This window comes from Yersinia alsatica, from assembly GCF_025133195.1.
Lineage (GTDB): Bacteria > Pseudomonadota > Gammaproteobacteria > Enterobacterales > Enterobacteriaceae > Yersinia > Yersinia alsatica.
In genome coordinates, this window is the sequence record NZ_CP104006.1 from 844,294 (window position 1) to 862,106 (window position 17,813).

Below are 17,813 nucleotides of genomic sequence, written 5' to 3' on the forward strand. Positions count from 1 at the left end.
TTTTGCTAGGATTATTGGAAACGCATGGAAAGGTCTAAGGCAGTAATATGTTTGGTGAGTGCGCCGACTGAAATGAAGTCAATACCGGTTTCAGCATAGCTTCGCAGCGTTTCTAGGGTGACATTACCTGAAACTTCCAGTTGTGCGCTGCTCTGAGTCTTGGCAACTTCATCACGCATTTTTACCGCATCACGCATCATAGGAATGGTGAAGTTATCCAACATGATGATATCAGCACCTGCCTCCAGGGCTTGCTGTAGTTCATCAAGGGATTCAACTTCAACTTCGACAGGGACATCGGCATGTATCCAAAATGCTTTGGCAACCGCTTCTTTGATAGACCCGGCAGCAATAATATGATTTTCTTTGATAAGAAAAGCGTCGGATAAACCGAGCCGATGATTGCTGCCACCACCACAAAGGACGGCATATTTCAGCGCGGTGCGCAGCCCAGGGAGTGTTTTTCGAGTATCGAGTAATTGCGTATTTAACCCGGAGAGCACTGCTACATAGCGGCTTACTTCGGTGGCAACACCTGATAGCGTTTGCAGGAAGTTAAGAGCAGTGCGCTCACCGGTTAGCAGGATACGGGCTGGGCCCGTCAGATGACAAAGCACCTGATTTGCTGTCAATTTGTCGCCATCGTCAACGAGCCACTCAACTGATACCTGAGCGCCAAGTTGGATGAACACTTCATTCAACCAGCGTTGGCCGCAAAAAACACCATCTTCGCGGGTAATAATAGTGGCTTTGGCTTGTTTATCTGCTGGGAGTAATTGTGCGGTGAGATCACGGTCTGGATTGACCTCACCACCAAGATCTTCACTCAAAGCTTGAGCTACAGTAGAAGGGATATCATATTGAATTCGTTCCAATAGCTCGGCGCGGCGGCTGTCGGCATTATAGCTGCGGGTCGGCATAGAAAACTCCGAAATGGCGGATGGATAGTTATCCAAACATGCTACTCTGTTGCAGACAGAAGTGCCATATACCCTTTGTACTTGCCGTCGCTGGCGTTTACTTAGCTGGGTAAATTTATCGAGATGAGCGAGTTAGCGACTTATCTGCAAAACCAAGTCCTTTGGGGTTAAAAGAGCCGGTTGAAGTCTATTATTAGAGGGCTTAGATAAACAATGCAGTTAGATAATGGCTGGATTTCAGGGGTTAAACGGGTGGTTTCTCCCCATTTCGATCAGCGGCCCGAAGGTGAAGACCCTTCTCTGTTGGTGATTCATAATATCAGTTTGCCTCCGGGCGAGTTCGGTGGCCCGTATATCGACCAACTATTTACCGGTACACTCGATGCTAATGAACACCCTTATTTTGCCGATATTGTTCACTTACGTGTTTCGGCTCATTGCCTCATTCGCCGAGACGGTGAAATTATTCAATATGTTCCTTTTGATAAGCGTGCCTGGCATGCTGGAGTATCAACTTTTGCCGGGCGTGAGCGGTGTAACGATTTCTCCATTGGAGTCGAGTTGGAAGGAACAGATGTGTTACCGTTTACGCCCGCACAATATCGCAGCCTAACCGAGATAAGTGCGCTACTTTTTGCCCACTATCCAATAACCGCAGAGCGGGTGACGGGTCACAGTGATATTGCACCAGGTCGTAAAACTGATCCCGGTCCAGCTTTTGACTGGGTATTGTATCAACAGCGTTTGGCGGCGTTATCTCAGCCATCGTAATGCCTAGGTAGTCCAGTATTAACCAGAGGTTTATTGTCGAGTGCTTATTCGCATTTAGCCTCGACTGATATTGTCGTTTATGCATGCCGGGAGGCATACGCCCTGTTTTAGGGTTGGTTAAGAAAGGGAGAATAAGAGCTAATGACACTGTTTACGCTGTTGCTGGTGCTTGCATGGGAGCGCTTATTTAAACTGGGCGAACATTGGCAGCTAGATCATCGCCTTGAAGTCGTATTTACGCGTTTACGTCACTTTTCGTTGGTACAAACAATTTTACTGACTGCGGTGTGGATGGCGTTGGTATGGCTAATTTTACGGTTAGTGCAAAACATCTTGTTTGGTTTCCCTCTGCTGCTGCTTTGGATCCTAATTTGCCTGCTGTGCATTGGGGCCGGTGGAATTCGTAAACATTATCGTGCTTATTTGAAAGCAGCTCGTCAGGGTGATGCTCATGCCACTGACAAAATGGCAGAGGAGCTTGCGCTGATCCACGGCTTGCCGGTGGATAGTGGCGAGAAAGTCAGATTACAGTCTCTACAAAATGCCTTGCTATGGATAAACTTCCGCTATTACTTAGCGCCTATTTTCTGGTTTGTTGTCTGTGCTAATTACGGCCCGGTGGCTTTAGCGGGCTACGCAATGTTACGTGGATACCAAACTTGGCTGGCACGCCATCACACACCTTTACAGCGTTCTCAATCTGGTATTGATAGCATCTTGCATTGTCTGGACTGGATCCCAGTGCGGTTAGTGGGCGTCGCCTATGCACTATTGGGGCACGGTGAAAGAGCGCTACCTGCCTGGTTTGCTTCATTGGGGGATTTCCGCTCTCAGCAGTATCAAGTACTGACGCGCCTCGCCCAGTATTCGTTAGCGCGAGAACCTCATTTAGATCCCGTGCAAACACCTAGAGCGGCGGTTTCTCTGGCGCGAAAAGTCACGTTGACGGTGATTGTCGTTGTCGCGTTACTGACAATTTATGGTGCCTTGGTATAGCCGGTTGACTCACTGTACTGGCCGGAGTGTTTGCTTCCGGCCAGTGCTCTATCAATCACGCGGTCAAGTGATGACAGCCAGCAACTCTACATCTTAAAATATGGCAGTTGTATCTGCTGGTGGCTCACCGAATATCGGCATACCTTGTTCATCCCAACTTATACTCTTGATTCGGGTATGACGATTAGGGTCATAAAGCGGGTCGCCCTCGATTTCAGTGTAGTTGCGGGCGTGATAGACCAACACATCTTCACCGTGCTCATTGCGGGTAAAGCTATTGTGGCCAGGGCCAAATTGGCGATTCTGGTATTGAGTCCGAAATACAGGCTCTGGTGATTTATGCCATTGTGCCGCATCCAAAATATCACTGTTGATATCAGCCCAGAGCAGCCCAATACAGTAATTTTCATCGGTAGCACTGGCTGAATAACTGATAAAAATACGTTTTCCGTGTTTAATAACCGCCGGGCCTTCATTGACCCAAAAACCGATAGTTTCCCAAGGTAATTCAGGTTTACTCAGCATGACTGGCTCGCCTTTTAGTGTCCATGGGTTCTCCATTTCGGCCAGATACAAGTTTGAATTTCCTCGAATCTCCGGATCTTTTTGAGCCCATAAATAGTAGTGTTTTCCGTTATGCTCAAAGTGTGTTGCATCCAGCGAAAAACTGTCCAATGGCGTCGCGACACGCCCTTTTTCAACCCACTTACCCGTGAGCGGATTGGCGGCATCACACTCTAGTACAAACATTCGATGCTGGAATAACCCCCCGGCGATTTCCGCTGAATGTGCTGCGGCAAAATAGAGATACCATTTGCCCTCAATAAAATGCAGTTCAGGTGCCCAGATTAATGCACTCATTGGGCCTTGCTGTGGCTTGCGCCAGACGGTTATCGCTTCAGCCTGAGCAAGCCCTGTTAGTGATTCTGCACGGCGTAATTCCAGGCGGTCATATTCAGGTACAGAAGCGGTGAAATAATAATAGCCATCAGTGTGCCGATAGATAAATGGATCTGCCCGCTGCTCAATCAATGGGTTAGGGTAGTTATGCTCGGTCATACTGACTCCTTAGCTTCCAGTTGCTTACCAGTGCGATAGTCACTGAGTTCTTGATAGTTATGGCGGCGTTTTTCCAGATCGATTTGAATTTGTTTCATCAAATTGCGGTCAACTTTCAATAACCGAACCACACCTGCGGTAATCAAATAGCCAATCCCAGGGATCACGGTGAACAGCAATACAATGCTGTTTAATGCGCTTGGTGCTTGGTTAATAGCATCCGCTTGATAACCCGTTGCTGATAACAGAAAACCGACCATAGCTCCCGCGACTGCCAACCCTACTTTTAGGAAGAATAAATTACCGGAGAAACTGATACCGGTGATGCGCTTACCAGTTTTCCATTCACCGTAGTCATCAACATCAGCCATGAGTGACCAGTGCAATGGGGAAGGGATTTGATGCAGTATATTCAGCAGGAAGTAGGCCACCACAATCAGTGAGGTCAGGTGCGGGTTCAGGAAATAGAAACTGCATGAGAAAATGGCCAGTATGATATTGGTCCAGAAAAAGACTTTTAATTTACAGAACTTATCTGTCAGAGGTTTTGCCAGTGCGCTGCCAATCATCATGCCAATAACGCCAAGGCTGATAAACAAACTGGCAAAGGAAAATGATTGTTGCATGACATAGGTGACGTAATACATCGTGGCTGCCATGCGGATAAAACCGGGGCATACGTTGCAGAATGTCAGCAATAAGATACGAACCCATTGGTCATTTTTCCACACATCGCGCAGGTCAGCTTTTAGCGCATCATTGGTTGGGATTGCGGGTTTAATTCGCTCTTTCACAGTGGCAAAGCAGAACAGGAACATGAAAAAGGCCACTGTCGCCAATACAGCCATTGCCATTTGATATCCGCGTGCTTTATTTGCCCCACCAAACCATTCAGCCATCGGCAATAGTGTCATTGATAATATCAAGGTAGCGATCCCAACCATAATAAAGCGATATGACTGGCAAGATACGCGCTCTTTAGGATCTGATGTAATCACGCCGCCTAATGAACAGTAAGGAATATTAATCGCGGTATACGCGAGTGACATCAAGAAGTAAGTGGCGAAAGCATAGATAACCTTGCTGTTATAGGTCCATTCAGGCGTGGTAAACATTAGGACGCTGAATAGGACATATGGAAGGGACATCCAAAGTAAATAGGGACGAAAGCGCCCATAGCGGCTTTGTGTGCGGTCGGCGATAGCGCCCATAATGGGATCAGTCACGGCATCCAGAACCCGGACTGAAAGCAGCAGAACACCCACTAATGCAGGTGCAAGACCGAAAATATCGGTATAGAAATAGTTCAGGAAAAGCATGATTGCGCCGCCAATCATATTGCAGCCAGCATCCCCCATCCCATACCCGATTTTTTCCTTCACTGTGAGTGCGGTGTTCATGGATATTCTCTCCGTAATGGATCCGAAACAGTTATTGGGAATGGATTATTGCTGCACAATTGGCTGAAGCATCAGAAGTTAATGGTTATAGAGATGGACAAATGTGTCATCGCCATTGAAGTGTGAGCCAGATTGCAAAAAACAGGTGCAGTAAATTGAACAGATAAGTGATATCGAACTGGCATCTGCTTGAAGACGGCAATTGGCGTTTGTGATGCTGAAGGATCAGTAAGTTATAAGGGGATAATGTCAGTCGCAGATAAATAGGTTTATTTTTGCTAAACAATAAAATAAATAGGCCAGCACTGAAGGCTGGCCTATTGGTGACGACATCACCAGATTATCCATGGATAACAGGCGAATTTCTGCTACTAAGATTTTGCCCGTTGCTGGCGATTTTTCAGGATATAACCAATAGCCAGAAGCAATACCCAAGCCGGGATCAATAAGACTGAAATCTGGATGCCCGGGGTCAGGTACATGATGACCAAAATACCGGTCAGGAACAGTAAGCATAAATAGTTACTGAACGGATACCAGAATGCTTTGAATTGCGGGATCACGCCCTGACGGTTTTTAGCTGCACGGAATTTAAGGTGCGCCAGACTAATCATCGCCCAGTTTATCACTAGCGCTGAAACCACTAATGCCATCAATAATTCAAAAGCGCGGCCCGGTAACAGGTAGTTAATCAGGACACAGAAAGCCGTTGCGAATGCAGAGACAGCGATAGCAATCACTGGCACACCGCGACCATCAACTTTCAGCAGTATTTTCGGGCCGTTACCTTGCTTGGCTAAACCGAATAACATGCGGCTGTTACAGTAAACACAGCTGTTGTAAACCGACAATGCTGCCGTCAATACCACGACGTTCAATACCGTTGCGACCACGTTACTGTTCAGTGCGTGGAAGATCAGGACAAACGGGCTGCCGCCTTCAACTACCTTTCCCCATGGGTAGAGTGACAACAAGATAGCCAGAGAACCGATATAGAACAGCAGGATACGGTAGATAACCTGATTGGTGGCTTTCGGGATACTTTTGGCTGGATTTTCTGCTTCTGCTGCAGTGATACCGACTAATTCAAGCCCACCGAAGGAGAACATAATGACGGCCATGGCCATGACCAGACCCATAATACCATTCGGGAAAAATCCGCCCTGCGCCCATAAGTTGGTCACCGTCGCTTCTGGGCCACCTTGCCCACTCAGAAGCAGGTAACCGCCGAACAGGATCATCGCAATGATGGCGACCACTTTGATGATGGCAAACCAGAATTCCATCTCACCATAGACTTTTACGTTTGCCAGATTGATGGCATTGATGGCAAGGAAGAAGACCGCAGCAGATACCCATGTTGGGATCTCAGGCCACCAATATTGCACATAGATACCGACTGCCGTCAGTTCAGCCATGGCAACCAACACGTAGAGTACCCAGTAATTCCAGCCGGAAGCGAAACCGGCAAAGTTACCCCAGTATTTATAAGCAAAGTGGCTGAAAGAACCCGCTACAGGCTCCTCGACCACCATTTCTCCCAACTGGCGCATGATCAGAAACGCGATAAAACCACCAATTGCATACCCCAGTAAGACTGAAGGGCCCGCCATTTTGATGGTTTGTGCGATACCAAGAAATAGTCCGGTACCAATAGCACCACCTAAGGCAATAAGCTGAATGTGGCGGTTTTTAAGCCCCCGCTTTAGCTCCGTGCCTTCCTGTTGAACACTCATCGTTGCATCCTCTGTCGTTGTCACTTTTAGCTGGCTAAAATGATGCCTTTTGCTATGCGTAAGGTTTTGATTACATTATTTGTATTGTTTTGTTTACGGTTGCTTTATATGGAATTTAACACCTTGGCTACCGTTTAAAAGAGAATAGTGGTAGGCGAGAATTATTGCATCTGGTTTTTATTTTAACTGGCTAATTTTTAGTCAAAGTGCGAAGAAAAATGTTGATGCGTGATCAAGCCGTTATTTTCCAGAAAAGGATTAATGAACCTTTTCTGCACAAAAAGTCGCCAGTTAGCCATTTTCATAATGGTCATACCAGTGCTTCGCGAGGAGTAGAGGGAAATGCGGAATTTTCTTGTTTTTTAATGAATTTAAATTCATATAAATTGACTTTAAATTCACAAATAAAATGACTATAACGCTTCAGCTTGCCTAATTATCCGTTTCACAAAAGTTAAAACTCACTTATGTCAGGTAATGGTATTACCATCGCTACGTTATCACTTTGCACTGCTTTTTTAGTAAAGTTGTTAAAATGTGCTGGGTTTCATGATTTCGGTCAAGGTCCGTATGGACAGGTAGTGAATACTTTGTTACTTTATCGTCACGTTTTTGAAATTGGTATTACCAATTGACTCCGCGCCTCTCGCAGAGACGATTCACTCAATACGGCATACAGCGCGACTGACAATAAATTATGGCCTACAACAAAATCCGCCAACCCAAATTATCAGATGTTATTGAGCAGCAGCTCGAATACCTGATCTTGGAAGGGACGCTACGCCCAGGTGAGAAATTATTGCCTGAGCGCGAGTTGGCGAAACAATTTGATGTTTCCCGACCTTCTCTGCGAGAAGCAATCCAGCGTTTAGAAGCTAAAGGGTTGCTGCTGCGCCGTCAGGGTGGTGGCACTTTCGTGCAAACCAATCTGTGGCAAAGCTTTAGCGATCCGCTGGCTGAACTGCTGGCCGACCACCCAGAATCACAATTCGACCTGTTAGAAACTCGTCATGCCCTCGAAGGTGTTGCTGCTTATTATGCAGCCCTGCGTGGTACTGATGAAGATCTACAGCGCATTCGTGAATGCCATACTGTTATTCAGCAAGCACAAGACAGCGGCGATTTGGATGCCGAGGCTGATGCTGTCATGCAGTATCAAGTTGCTGTCACAGAGGCTGCGCATAATGTGGTTTTACTGCATTTACTGCGCTGCATGGGGCCGATGCTGGAGCAAAACGTTAAACAAAACTTTGAATTGCTTTACTCGCGCCGCGAAATGCTGGCAACGGTGAGCAGTCACCGCGCCGGGATTTTTGAGGCGATTGTGGCACGCGAGCCAGAAAAAGCCCGCGAAGCTTCACACCGTCACTTGGCGTTTATTGAGGAGATCCTGTTGGACCTCAGTCGGGAGCACAGTCGCCGTGAGCGATCTTTGCGTCGGCTCCAACAGCGCAAGGACTAGAAACGAATCATTCAGGTTGCGCCTCTGCAAGACCTCAATAACTCGTTTTGTACCCTTTGTACTTGAAGCTGCAGGGTTGTTAGCTGCGTGAACCCCCCGAATGACTTGCTTGAGTAAGCTTATCGGGATTCGTTCTCTTGCTGTCTATCTGCAACTCCAATTCCTGTGGGTATAGGTTCTCATTTGAGAATCATTAGCGGCAACTAAACTGATGGGCCTATCTTCCGGTGTTTTCACCAGGGCACGTGCTTTAGCCCCGGGTTAAAGCACAGGAAGATAGGCTCCAAATAAACCATTAGAAACAGATAAGGAATACCACCATGTCAGAACGTTTAAATAATGACGTGGATCCGATCGAAACCCGCGACTGGCTACAGGCGATCGAATCGGTCATCCGTGAAGAGGGTGTTGAGCGTGCTCAGTATCTGATTGATCAGGTTTTGGGCGAAGCCCGTAAAGGTGGTGTGAGTGTTGCAGCTGGTTCAGCCAGCCGTGATTACATCAACACTATCGCAGTAGAAGACGAACCCGGATACCCTGGCAACCTGGATCTGGAACGTCGCATTCGTTCTGCCATCCGTTGGAATGCTGTGATGACCGTGTTGCGTGCATCGAAGAAAGATCTGGATTTGGGCGGCCACATGGCATCCTTCCAGTCTTCCGCTACCTTCTACGAGGTCTGCTTCAACCACTTCTTCCGTGCTCGTAACCAAAAAGACGGCGGCGATCTGGTTTACTTCCAGGGCCACATCTCTCCAGGTGTTTACGCACGTGCCTTCCTTGAAGGCCGCCTGACTCAAGAGCAAATGGATAACTTCCGTCAGGAAGTTCACGGTAAGGGTCTGTCTTCTTACCCACATCCAAAACTGATGCCTGAGTTCTGGCAGTTCCCGACAGTCTCTATGGGCCTGGGCCCAATCAGTGCAATCTATCAGGCCAAGTTCCTGAAATACCTCTCTCACCGTGGTCTGAAAGACACTTCAGCACAGACCGTGTACGCCTTCTTGGGCGACGGCGAGATGGACGAGCCAGAATCTAAAGGTGCGATCACCATCGCAACCCGTGAAAAACTGGATAACTTGGTCTTCGTTATCAACTGTAACTTGCAGCGCCTTGATGGCCCGGTTACAGGTAACGGCAAAATCATTAATGAGCTGGAAGGTATCTTCAGTGGTGCTGGCTGGCAGGTTCTGAAAGTCATCTGGGGTAGTCGTTGGGATGAGCTGCTGCGTAAAGATACCAGCGGTAAACTGATCCAATTGATGAACGAAACTCTGGACGGTGACTACCAGACCTTCAAATCCAAAGATGGCGCTTATGTGCGCGAACACTTCTTCGGCCGTTTCCCAGAAACTGCTGCATTAGTGAAAGACATGAGCGACGACGAGATTTGGTCTCTGAACCGCGGTGGTCATGATCCGAAGAAAGTCTTTGCTGCACTGAAAAAAGCGCAAGAAACCACTGGCAAACCAACTGTTATCCTGGCCCATACCATTAAAGGTTACGGCATGGGCGAAACAGCTGAAGGTAAAAACATCGCCCACCAGGTGAAGAAAATGAACATGGAAGGGGTTCACCACTTCCGCGATCGTTTCAATGTGCCGGTTGCTGATGCTGATATCGAAAAACTGCCATACATTACCTTCGAGAAAGATTCCGAAGAGTATAAATATCTGCATGAACGTCGTCAGGCGCTGGAAGGCTATGTGCCAACTCGTATGCCTAAGTTTACTGAGAAACTGGAAATTCCAGCATTGTCAGATTTCAGCTCATTGCTGGAAGAGCAGAATAAAGAAATTTCTACCACTATCGCTTTCGTCCGTGTGCTGAACGTGATGCTGAAGAACAAATCGATTAAAGATCGCATTGTTCCAATCATCGCCGATGAAGCCCGTACTTTCGGTATGGAAGGTCTGTTCCGTCAGATTGGTATTTACAGCCCGAATGGTCAGCAGTACACCCCGCAAGACCGTGAGCAGGTTGCATACTACAAAGAAGACGAAAAAGGCCAGATCCTGCAAGAAGGGATCAACGAACTCGGTGCAGCTTCTTCATGGCTGGCTGCTGCGACTTCATACAGTACCAACGATCTGCCAATGATCCCGTTCTACATCTACTACTCTATGTTCGGTTTCCAGCGTATCGGTGACCTGTGCTGGGCTGCGGGTGACCAACAGGCTCGTGGCTTCCTGATTGGCGGTACTTCAGGTCGTACAACACTGAATGGCGAAGGTCTGCAACATGAAGATGGTCACAGCCACATTCAGTCACTGACTATCCCGAACTGTATCTCTTACGATCCAGCCTATGCTTACGAAGTTGCTGTCATCATGCATGATGGTCTGGAACGTATGTACGGCGAAGCGCAGGAAAACGTGTATTACTACCTGACCACGCTGAACGAAAACTATCACATGCCAGCAATGCCGCAGGGCGCAGAAGAAGGTATCCGTAAAGGTATCTACAAACTGGAAACTGTTGCAGGTAGCAAAGGCAAAGTGCAGCTGATGAGTTCAGGGGCAATCTTGCGCCACGTTCGTGAAGCAGCTCAGATTCTGGCTAACGACTACGGCGTAGGTTCTGATGTGTATAGCGTAACTTCATTCACTGAACTGGCCCGTGATGGCCAAGACTGTGAACGTTGGAACATGCTGCACCCAACAGAAACGCCACGTGTTCCTTATGTGGCTCAGGTGATGAACGACGCGCCAGCGGTTGCTTCAACTGACTACATGAAGTTGTTCGCTGAACAGATTCGTAACTTTATTCCTGCCAGCGAGTTCCGCGTTCTGGGTACAGATGGTTTCGGCCGCTCTGACAGCCGTGAGAACCTGCGTCACCACTTCGAAGTTGATTCTTCTTACGTTGTGGTTGCAGCTTTGGGTGAATTGGCTAAACGCGGTGACATCGACACCAGCGTAGTTGCAGAAGCAATTACTAAGTTTGGTATCGACGCCGATAAAGTTAACCCGCGTCTGGCATAAGAGGTAAAGAACAATGGCTATTGAAATTAACGTACCAGACATCGGTGCAGATGAAGTGGAAGTCACCGAAATTATGGTGAAAGTAGGCGATACCGTTGAAGCGGAACAATCGCTGATCACCGTTGAAGGTGATAAAGCTTCCATGGAAGTCCCTTCACCGCAGGCGGGTGTAGTTAAAGAAATCAAAATTGCAGTGGGCGATAAAGTCGCGACCGGCAAATTGATTATGATCTTCGAAGCTGCGGGTAGCGAAGCGGCTCCGGCTCAAGCAGAAGAGAAACCAGCGGCTCCTGCTCAAGCTTCGGCTCCTGCGGCATCTGCTGTGAAAAATGTTGAAGTACCAGACATTGGCAGCGATGAAGTTGAAGTCACTGAAGTGTTGGTCAAAGTGGGCGACACTGTGGCCGCTGAACAATCTCTGATCACCGTAGAGGGCGACAAAGCTTCTATGGAAGTGCCAGCACCATTTGCCGGTACTGTTAAAGAGATCAAAATCAGTACTGGCGACAAAGTGAGCACCGGTTCTTTGATCATGGTCTTTGAAGTTGCTGGGGCTGAAGCATCAGCCGCTCCTGCTCCAACAGCAGCACCGGCTGCGCCAGCGGCCTCTGCAGCTAAAAACGTTGAAGTGCCAGATATCGGCGGTGATGAAGTTGAAGTAACCGAAGTGATGGTTAAAGTGGGCGATAAAGTTGCCGCTGAACAATCACTGATTACCGTTGAAGGCGATAAAGCATCAATGGAAGTGCCAGCACCGTTCGCCGGTACAGTGAAAGAGATCAAAATCAGCACCGGCGATAAAGTGAAAACCGGTTCTCTGATCATGGTGTTTGAAGTAGAAGGCGCGGCTCCTGCTGCTACCTCTACCGCGGCACCCGCCCAGCAAGCGGCTCCTGCTGCAGCACCGGCCAAAGCGGCCGCAGCACCAGCAGCAAGCAAAGGCGAATTTGCTGAGAATGATGCCTACGTGCATGCTACGCCGGTTATCCGTCGTCTGGCTCGTGAATTCGGCGTGAATCTGGCGAAAGTGAAAGGTACTGGCCGTAAGGGCCGTATCCTGCGCGAAGACGTTCAGGCTTACGTGAAAGATGCGGTCAAACGCGCTGAAGCGGCACCAGCTGCGGCTACTGGCGGTGGTCTGCCAGGCATGTTGCCTTGGCCGAAAGTTGATTTCAGCAAGTTCGGCGAAATCGAAGAAGTGGAATTGGGTCGTATCCAGAAAATCTCTGGTGCTAACCTGAGCCGTAACTGGGTCATGATCCCACATGTGACTCAATTCGATGAAGCGGATATTACTGAAGTTGAAGCATTCCGTAAGCAACAAAACATCGAAGCTGAGAAGAAAAAACAAGATCTGAAAATCACGCCGCTGGTGTTCTTGATGAAGGCAGCTGCGAAGGCGTTGGAAGAATTCCCTCGCTTCAACAGCTCGATTTCTGAAGATGGTCAGAAACTGACCCTGAAGAAATACATCAATATCGGTGTTGCGGTTGATACGCCTAACGGTCTGGTTGTTCCGGTATTCCGTGACGTGAACAAAAAAGGTATTGTCGAGTTGTCTCGCGAGCTGTCTGTGATTTCCAAGAAAGCACGTGATGGCAAACTGACGGCATCTGACATGCAAGGCGGCTGTTTCACTATCTCCAGCCTGGGCGGTATCGGCGGTACGGCGTTTACGCCAATCGTTAATGCGCCAGAAGTGGCAATTTTGGGTGTGTCAAAATCATCCATGAAGCCAGTTTGGAATGGTAAAGAGTTTGCGCCGCGTCTGATGCTGCCTCTGTCTCTGTCCTTCGACCACCGTGTGATCGATGGCGCAGCAGGTGCTCGTTTCGCAGCTTATATCGCGACCATTATGGCCGATATTCGCCGTCTGGTAATGTAATCATTAGGGCCGGCCTTGTGCCGGCCTTGTTGTTGTTGAGACTCTCGTCACGTGATGCAGCTTTTCAGTTTGTTAACAATTATGTAAACTGCATCGCGATGCAAGCGTCCCGGTGGATGAAGGGCGTTATAAAACTAACTACCCTAACATACCCAATAGATTTCAAAATGCAGCCAACACACCGGCAATTTGAAAGATGAGGGTATAAATGATGTCAGACCTGCCGGACAAACAATTAAGAGGTCATGATGAGTACTGAAATTAAAACTCAGGTCGTGGTACTTGGGGCAGGCCCAGCAGGGTACTCTGCTGCTTTTCGTTGCGCGGATTTAGGTTTAGAAACCATTCTGGTTGAGCGTTATGCCACTCTGGGTGGTGTTTGCCTGAATGTGGGCTGTATTCCTTCCAAGGCATTGTTGCACGTCGCTAAAGTTATCGAAGAAGCCAAAGCATTGGCTGAACACGGTATCGTTTTTGGCGAGCCTAAGACTGACATTGATAAAGTACGTGTCTGGAAAGAAAAAGTTATCAATCAGTTAACCGGTGGTTTGGCAGGTATGGCTAAAGGCCGTAAAGTCAAAGTGGTTAACGGTTTGGGTAAATTTACTGGCGCGAATACCTTGGTTGTTGAAGGTGAAAATGGTCCAACGACCATCACTTTCGATAACGCGATTATCGCAGCCGGTTCTCGCCCTATCCAACTGCCATTCATTCCTCATGAAGACCCACGAGTTTGGGACTCAACAGACGCACTGGCACTGAAAACTGTCCCAGAACGCCTGTTGGTGATGGGCGGCGGTATCATCGGTCTGGAAATGGGGACGGTTTACCATGCCCTGGGTTCAAAAATCGATGTAGTGGAAATGGCTGACCAGGTTATTCCGGCGGCTGACAAAGACGTAGTGAAAGTCTTTACCAAACGCATTAGCAAGCAATTCAACCTGATGCTGGAAACTAAAGTGACCGCGGTAGAAGCCAAAGAAGACGGCATCTATGTCACGATGGAAGGCAAAAAAGCGCCGGCAGAGCCACAGCGCTATGATGCAGTATTGGTTGCTATCGGCCGCGTCCCTAACGGTAAATTGCTGGATGCAGGTCAGGCTGGCGTTGAAGTTGACGAACGTGGCTTTATCCACGTTGATAAACAACTGCGCACCAATGTGCCGCACATCTTTGCCATCGGCGATATCGTCGGTCAGCCAATGCTGGCACACAAAGGTGTTCACGAAGGCCACGTTGCCGCTGAAGTTATCTCCGGCATGAAGCATTACTTCGATCCGAAAGTTATTCCATCCATTGCGTACACTGAACCAGAAGTCGCATGGGTAGGTCTGACCGAGAAAGAAGCAAAAGAAAAAGGCATCAGCTACGAGACCTCCACCTTCCCGTGGGCGGCATCAGGCCGTGCTATCGCTTCTGATTGTGCCGATGGTATGACTAAACTGATTTTCGACAAAGAGACTCACCGCATTATCGGTGGCGCTATTGTCGGTACTAACGGTGGTGAACTGTTAGGTGAAATCGGTCTGGCAATCGAGATGGGTTGTGATGCTGAAGATATCGCATTGACTATCCATGCTCACCCAACGCTGCACGAATCTGTTGGTTTGGCTGCCGAGATTTATGAAGGTAGCATCACTGACTTACCAAACCCAAAAGCGAAAAAGAAATAATTTCTTATCGTTGATGTGTTTGCTGAAACGGCTCCTGATAAAGGGGCCGTTTTTTTGTGGCCTGAATAGGTACTAATTTATGACGCTGCTGGTGTATACAATGCGGACGAGGTGTTTTCTGGCGAGATAGCAAACATTTTGACTTCAACACTTTTGCCGTCAGCAGATTTCTCCACACGCACAATTAAGAAACGACTTTTGGGTAAGAAAACTCGCTCATTTTCAGAATCGCCCAGTATTTTAGTTATATCGGTACTGTTAGTCCGCCCATGCTGATATTTTATGGTATATGTCACATTGATTTGCTCATCACTCAGACTGTCAGTATTGAACTCGACAATCACCTCTTCGTCGGAGGTGGTACTAAAGAAAGAGTCTATTTCAATTACTGAATTAGCGACTATCTGGGCAAAAAATTCATCCCGGTTTCTAACCTCTCCCCGGTATAATTGACTCACGGTACTCTCTTCCTCAGCGATAATTTCGCCATTCTCTCTAAGAGCAATATTAATGTCGGAGTTTTTATTTAAGGCATTGTAGACTTCATCGATCTCTATTTTTAGATCACTGCTGATTTCCCCGGTACGTAGGGCTTTATTTATCTCTAAATAACCACTCTCTTTATAGTTGCGAAGGGCATAGTATTCTCTAAAACTCACTTTTTCACAGGCAGAGGAAGAATTATAGTTTTCTATCTCTTCTCTAATATCTAATTCACTATTTTCAAATGACTTATCTTCATATATGTTTTTTATTTCATCTATTGCATCTTCAATATCGCTATTATTTATAGATTCAGTTCTATTGATCACCCTAATATCAGTGCTAGTGTTTAATTCTGATTCTGTTGAGCTCCTATCGGTATTGAAGTCCTCTAGTTTAATTCTTTTTGCTTGGGGTTCTTGGTCTAATGTCGGGGGATCAGTATCCCCCAGTAAATAACCCACTTTACCATTCACTCGTTGTAATCTACCTGAAACCTTCGGCTTAGGTTTTGGGCTTGGAGGGAGTAACGGCGATCGTTCTGAGCTGGCACTGAAACGTAGTGAAGGTTTTGGTGCGCCAATTTGGGGTTTGACAGCAGGTCTTGCTCCAATCCCGACTTTAAATCCTTTAGGTTGTGGGGTTGGCCCCATCGTTAATATACCGGTTCCGACCTCAAGAGCAATTTCTTCAGTGGTCCTTGGCGGCAGTTTTCCCTCATTCTCAGGCACCTTTTTACATTCATGGCCTACCCGCCATTTACAGTGTTGGTGTTGAAACTCTTTCCAATCCTGCCCCACTCTACGTTTAGGTTCTATTGGCCTGGCATCAATGTCATTAATAATTAAAATTGTTAAAGAAAAAAATGCTATTACAAATCTATTCATATAATATCCTTATTTATACAAAATTGATTTTTATTTTAGCTGCCTGTAATTCATTGGTATTAAAATGCTGTTATTTTTAATGCCAATCACTCTGGTTGAGTCTGAATATGATTACTTTCGGTAATACTGTAGCGAAGTTTGTATCGTTATTAGTTGGGCTGGAATGGTGACGATGGTGGAGGTTCATCAGCAAGGGCCAGCATGTTAACCACAAAGGTTGAATCCTCTGCTGATTCCTCTACATCAATCACCAGGAAACGGCTTTTAGGCAAAAAGATACGTTCGTCTATGGCATCATCAAGTATTTCACCAAGATCAGTACTGTTGGTGCGGCCAATATAATATTTGATGGTATATCTCACATTGATCTGCCCATCGGCTAAATCGTCACTATTGAATGACGTGATGAGATCTTCATCGGCAGTGGTGCTGAAAAAAGAATCTATTTGAATGGTTTCTTCTGGTACTACTGCGGATAAAAATTCAGCACGCTCTCTGACTTCTCCTCGATATACTTCGGCTATGCTGCTCTCTTCTTCCGAGATAATATGACCGTCCTCTCTGAGTGAAATATTAATATCAGAATGGTTATCTAGCGCTGTATAGAATTCTGAGGTCTCAACTTCTAAATCATCATTGGCACTCCCATTTCTCATGGCATTATTGATCTCGACAAATCTTCCTTCCTGATAGTTTCTGATCGCAAAATATTCTCTGAAATTTATTTTTTCATGTGCCGAAGTTGAGTTATAGCGCTGAATCTCGTCATCAATATCTAACTCACTGTTATCTAATGTTCGCTTGCTGTATATACTCTCAATTTCTTCTTTTATACTGGCGACTTCATCCTGTTTTATGGTTTTTATGCGGTCGATTTTATTTTTTTCTATCGCGATATCTCCTTCAACATCATATGCCTCTGTAGAAGAAGAACTATGGTTATCCAATAGATCCAGTTTGACTCTTTTGGCACTAGGTTCACCCCCCAAAGTCGGTGGATTACTATCCCCTAACAAAATACCTACTTTGCCATTTATCCTTTGTAACCGCCCCGAGACTTTGGATTTAGGTTTGGGGTTTGGTGGCAACAGTGGTGCTCGTTCAGAACTTGAGCTTACACGTGGCGAAGGTTTTGATACCGCCACCCTCGGTTTAGCGCCACTGATACCAGATTTGGCGCCGATCCCGACTTTGAACCCTCTAGGTTGCGGGGTTGGCCCCATCGTCAATATGCCGGTGCCGACTTCAAGAGCTATCTCTTCAGCAGATTTTGGCGGTGTTTTTCCTTGATCCTTGGGGACATTTCTACAAGGAACACCCTGTTCCCATTTACAGTGCCGAGACTGATAAGTTGACCAACTCTCTTTATTAGATTGCCATATAGGTTGGGCTTCACGTGAATTAGCCGTATTGAAAAATAATAATGTGAGCAGCATGGTTAGTAACTTTATTTTTGAGCTCATATTTACTCCTTGTGTGTTTAAATGATCCATTAGTTATATAAGCGATTGACTATTTGTAGCCGATATCTAATGTTAATTTAAATCAAGGCAGTAA

12 protein-coding genes are annotated in these 17,813 nt (G+C 46.8%); 6 read left to right on the forward strand and 6 right to left on the reverse strand.

Features of this window, described 5'->3' with window-relative positions; genetic code table 11:
• Positions 1-11: 11 nt before the first annotated feature.
• A complete protein-coding gene (gene nadC, locus N0H69_RS03710) occupies positions 12-920 on the reverse strand; it encodes a carboxylating nicotinate-nucleotide diphosphorylase (RefSeq protein WP_050133228.1) in 909 nt (302 codons plus the stop codon).
• A gap of 213 nt (positions 921-1,133) precedes the next feature.
• On the opposite strand from nadC, the gene ampD reads away from it, so the two are divergent.
• Positions 1,134-1,691 (forward strand): 1,6-anhydro-N-acetylmuramyl-L-alanine amidase AmpD, encoded by a 558-nt coding sequence (gene ampD / locus N0H69_RS03715; protein WP_050145596.1) that lies wholly within the window; start codon positions 1,134-1,136, stop codon positions 1,689-1,691.
• Between the two features lie 141 nt (positions 1,692-1,832).
• Entirely contained in the window at positions 1,833-2,687 is an 855-nt protein-coding gene (ampE, locus tag N0H69_RS03720) for a beta-lactamase regulator AmpE (protein WP_050106536.1), read from the forward strand.
• A gap of 93 nt (positions 2,688-2,780) precedes the next feature.
• Here the strand turns inward: ampE and N0H69_RS03725 are convergent, their stop codons facing one another.
• The 3 genes from N0H69_RS03725 to N0H69_RS03735 all read right to left on the reverse strand — a co-directional run bounded on the left by N0H69_RS03725 (position 2,781) and on the right by N0H69_RS03735 (position 6,882).
• A complete protein-coding gene (locus tag N0H69_RS03725; protein WP_050150321.1) occupies positions 2,781-3,746 on the reverse strand; it encodes a glycoside hydrolase family 43 protein in 966 nt (321 codons plus the stop codon).
• Positions 3,743-5,146 carry a glycoside-pentoside-hexuronide (GPH):cation symporter gene (locus N0H69_RS03730; protein ID WP_050150319.1) on the reverse strand — a complete coding sequence of 468 codons (1,404 nt, stop codon included), beginning with the start codon at positions 5,144-5,146 and terminating at the stop codon, positions 3,743-3,745. Before N0H69_RS03730 ends, N0H69_RS03725 begins: the two co-directional genes overlap by 4 nt.
• A 371-nt stretch (positions 5,147-5,517) precedes the next feature.
• Positions 5,518-6,882 carry an amino acid permease gene (locus N0H69_RS03735; RefSeq protein WP_050106533.1) on the reverse strand — a complete coding sequence of 455 codons (1,365 nt, stop codon included), beginning with the start codon at positions 6,880-6,882 and terminating at the stop codon, positions 5,518-5,520.
• Between the two features lie 697 nt (positions 6,883-7,579).
• Here N0H69_RS03735 and pdhR point away from each other — a divergent pair.
• From pdhR to lpdA, 4 genes are all read left to right on the forward strand, one after another.
• The gene (gene pdhR, locus N0H69_RS03740; protein WP_004389026.1) at positions 7,580-8,344 is read left to right on the forward strand and encodes a pyruvate dehydrogenase complex transcriptional repressor PdhR; all 765 of its coding nucleotides are present in this window, start codon (positions 7,580-7,582) and stop codon (positions 8,342-8,344) included.
• 320 nt (positions 8,345-8,664) lie between these two features.
• Positions 8,665-11,328 carry a pyruvate dehydrogenase (acetyl-transferring), homodimeric type gene (aceE, locus tag N0H69_RS03745; RefSeq protein ID WP_050150317.1) on the forward strand — a complete coding sequence of 888 codons (2,664 nt, stop codon included), beginning with the start codon at positions 8,665-8,667 and terminating at the stop codon, positions 11,326-11,328.
• Positions 11,329-11,341: 13 nt separating this feature from the next.
• Positions 11,342-13,213: a pyruvate dehydrogenase complex dihydrolipoyllysine-residue acetyltransferase gene (aceF, locus tag N0H69_RS03750; RefSeq protein ID WP_050150315.1), complete on the forward strand. Its 1,872-nt coding sequence runs from the start codon at positions 11,342-11,344 to the stop codon at positions 13,211-13,213.
• A gap of 248 nt (positions 13,214-13,461) precedes the next feature.
• Positions 13,462-14,886 (forward strand): dihydrolipoyl dehydrogenase, encoded by a 1,425-nt coding sequence (lpdA, locus tag N0H69_RS03755; RefSeq protein WP_005156808.1) that lies wholly within the window; start codon positions 13,462-13,464, stop codon positions 14,884-14,886.
• A 77-nt stretch (positions 14,887-14,963) separates the two neighbouring features.
• Here the strand turns inward: lpdA and N0H69_RS03760 are convergent, their stop codons facing one another.
• Both N0H69_RS03760 and N0H69_RS03765 read right to left on the reverse strand, forming a co-directional pair.
• Positions 14,964-16,256 (reverse strand): hypothetical protein, encoded by a 1,293-nt coding sequence (locus N0H69_RS03760; RefSeq protein WP_050150313.1) that lies wholly within the window; start codon positions 16,254-16,256, stop codon positions 14,964-14,966.
• A gap of 149 nt (positions 16,257-16,405) precedes the next feature.
• Positions 16,406-17,719: a hypothetical protein gene (locus N0H69_RS03765; RefSeq protein WP_050150311.1), complete on the reverse strand. Its 1,314-nt coding sequence runs from the start codon at positions 17,717-17,719 to the stop codon at positions 16,406-16,408.
• Positions 17,720-17,813 lie beyond the last annotated feature (94 nt).

Bases quoted from the DNA above. Each gene is read 5' to 3' on its own strand.
- nadC (WP_050133228.1), bottom strand. From the start codon at position 920: ATGCCGACCCGCAGCTATAATGCCGACAGCCGCCGCGCCGAGCTATTG.
- ampD (WP_050145596.1), top strand. From the start codon at position 1,134: ATGCAGTTAGATAATGGCTGGATTTCAGGGGTTAAACGGGTGGTTTCT.
- ampE (WP_050106536.1), top strand. From the start codon at position 1,833: ATGACACTGTTTACGCTGTTGCTGGTGCTTGCATGGGAGCGCTTATTT.
- N0H69_RS03725 (WP_050150321.1), bottom strand. From the start codon at position 3,746: ATGACCGAGCATAACTACCCTAACCCATTGATTGAGCAGCGGGCAGAT.
- N0H69_RS03730 (WP_050150319.1), bottom strand. From the start codon at position 5,146: ATGAACACCGCACTCACAGTGAAGGAAAAAATCGGGTATGGGATGGGG.
- N0H69_RS03735 (WP_050106533.1), bottom strand. From the start codon at position 6,882: ATGAGTGTTCAACAGGAAGGCACGGAGCTAAAGCGGGGGCTTAAAAAC.
- pdhR (WP_004389026.1), top strand. From the start codon at position 7,580: ATGGCCTACAACAAAATCCGCCAACCCAAATTATCAGATGTTATTGAG.
- aceE (WP_050150317.1), top strand. From the start codon at position 8,665: ATGTCAGAACGTTTAAATAATGACGTGGATCCGATCGAAACCCGCGAC.
- aceF (WP_050150315.1), top strand. From the start codon at position 11,342: ATGGCTATTGAAATTAACGTACCAGACATCGGTGCAGATGAAGTGGAA.
- lpdA (WP_005156808.1), top strand. From the start codon at position 13,462: ATGAGTACTGAAATTAAAACTCAGGTCGTGGTACTTGGGGCAGGCCCA.
- N0H69_RS03760 (WP_050150313.1), bottom strand. From the start codon at position 16,256: ATGAATAGATTTGTAATAGCATTTTTTTCTTTAACAATTTTAATTATT.
- N0H69_RS03765 (WP_050150311.1), bottom strand. From the start codon at position 17,719: ATGAGCTCAAAAATAAAGTTACTAACCATGCTGCTCACATTATTATTT.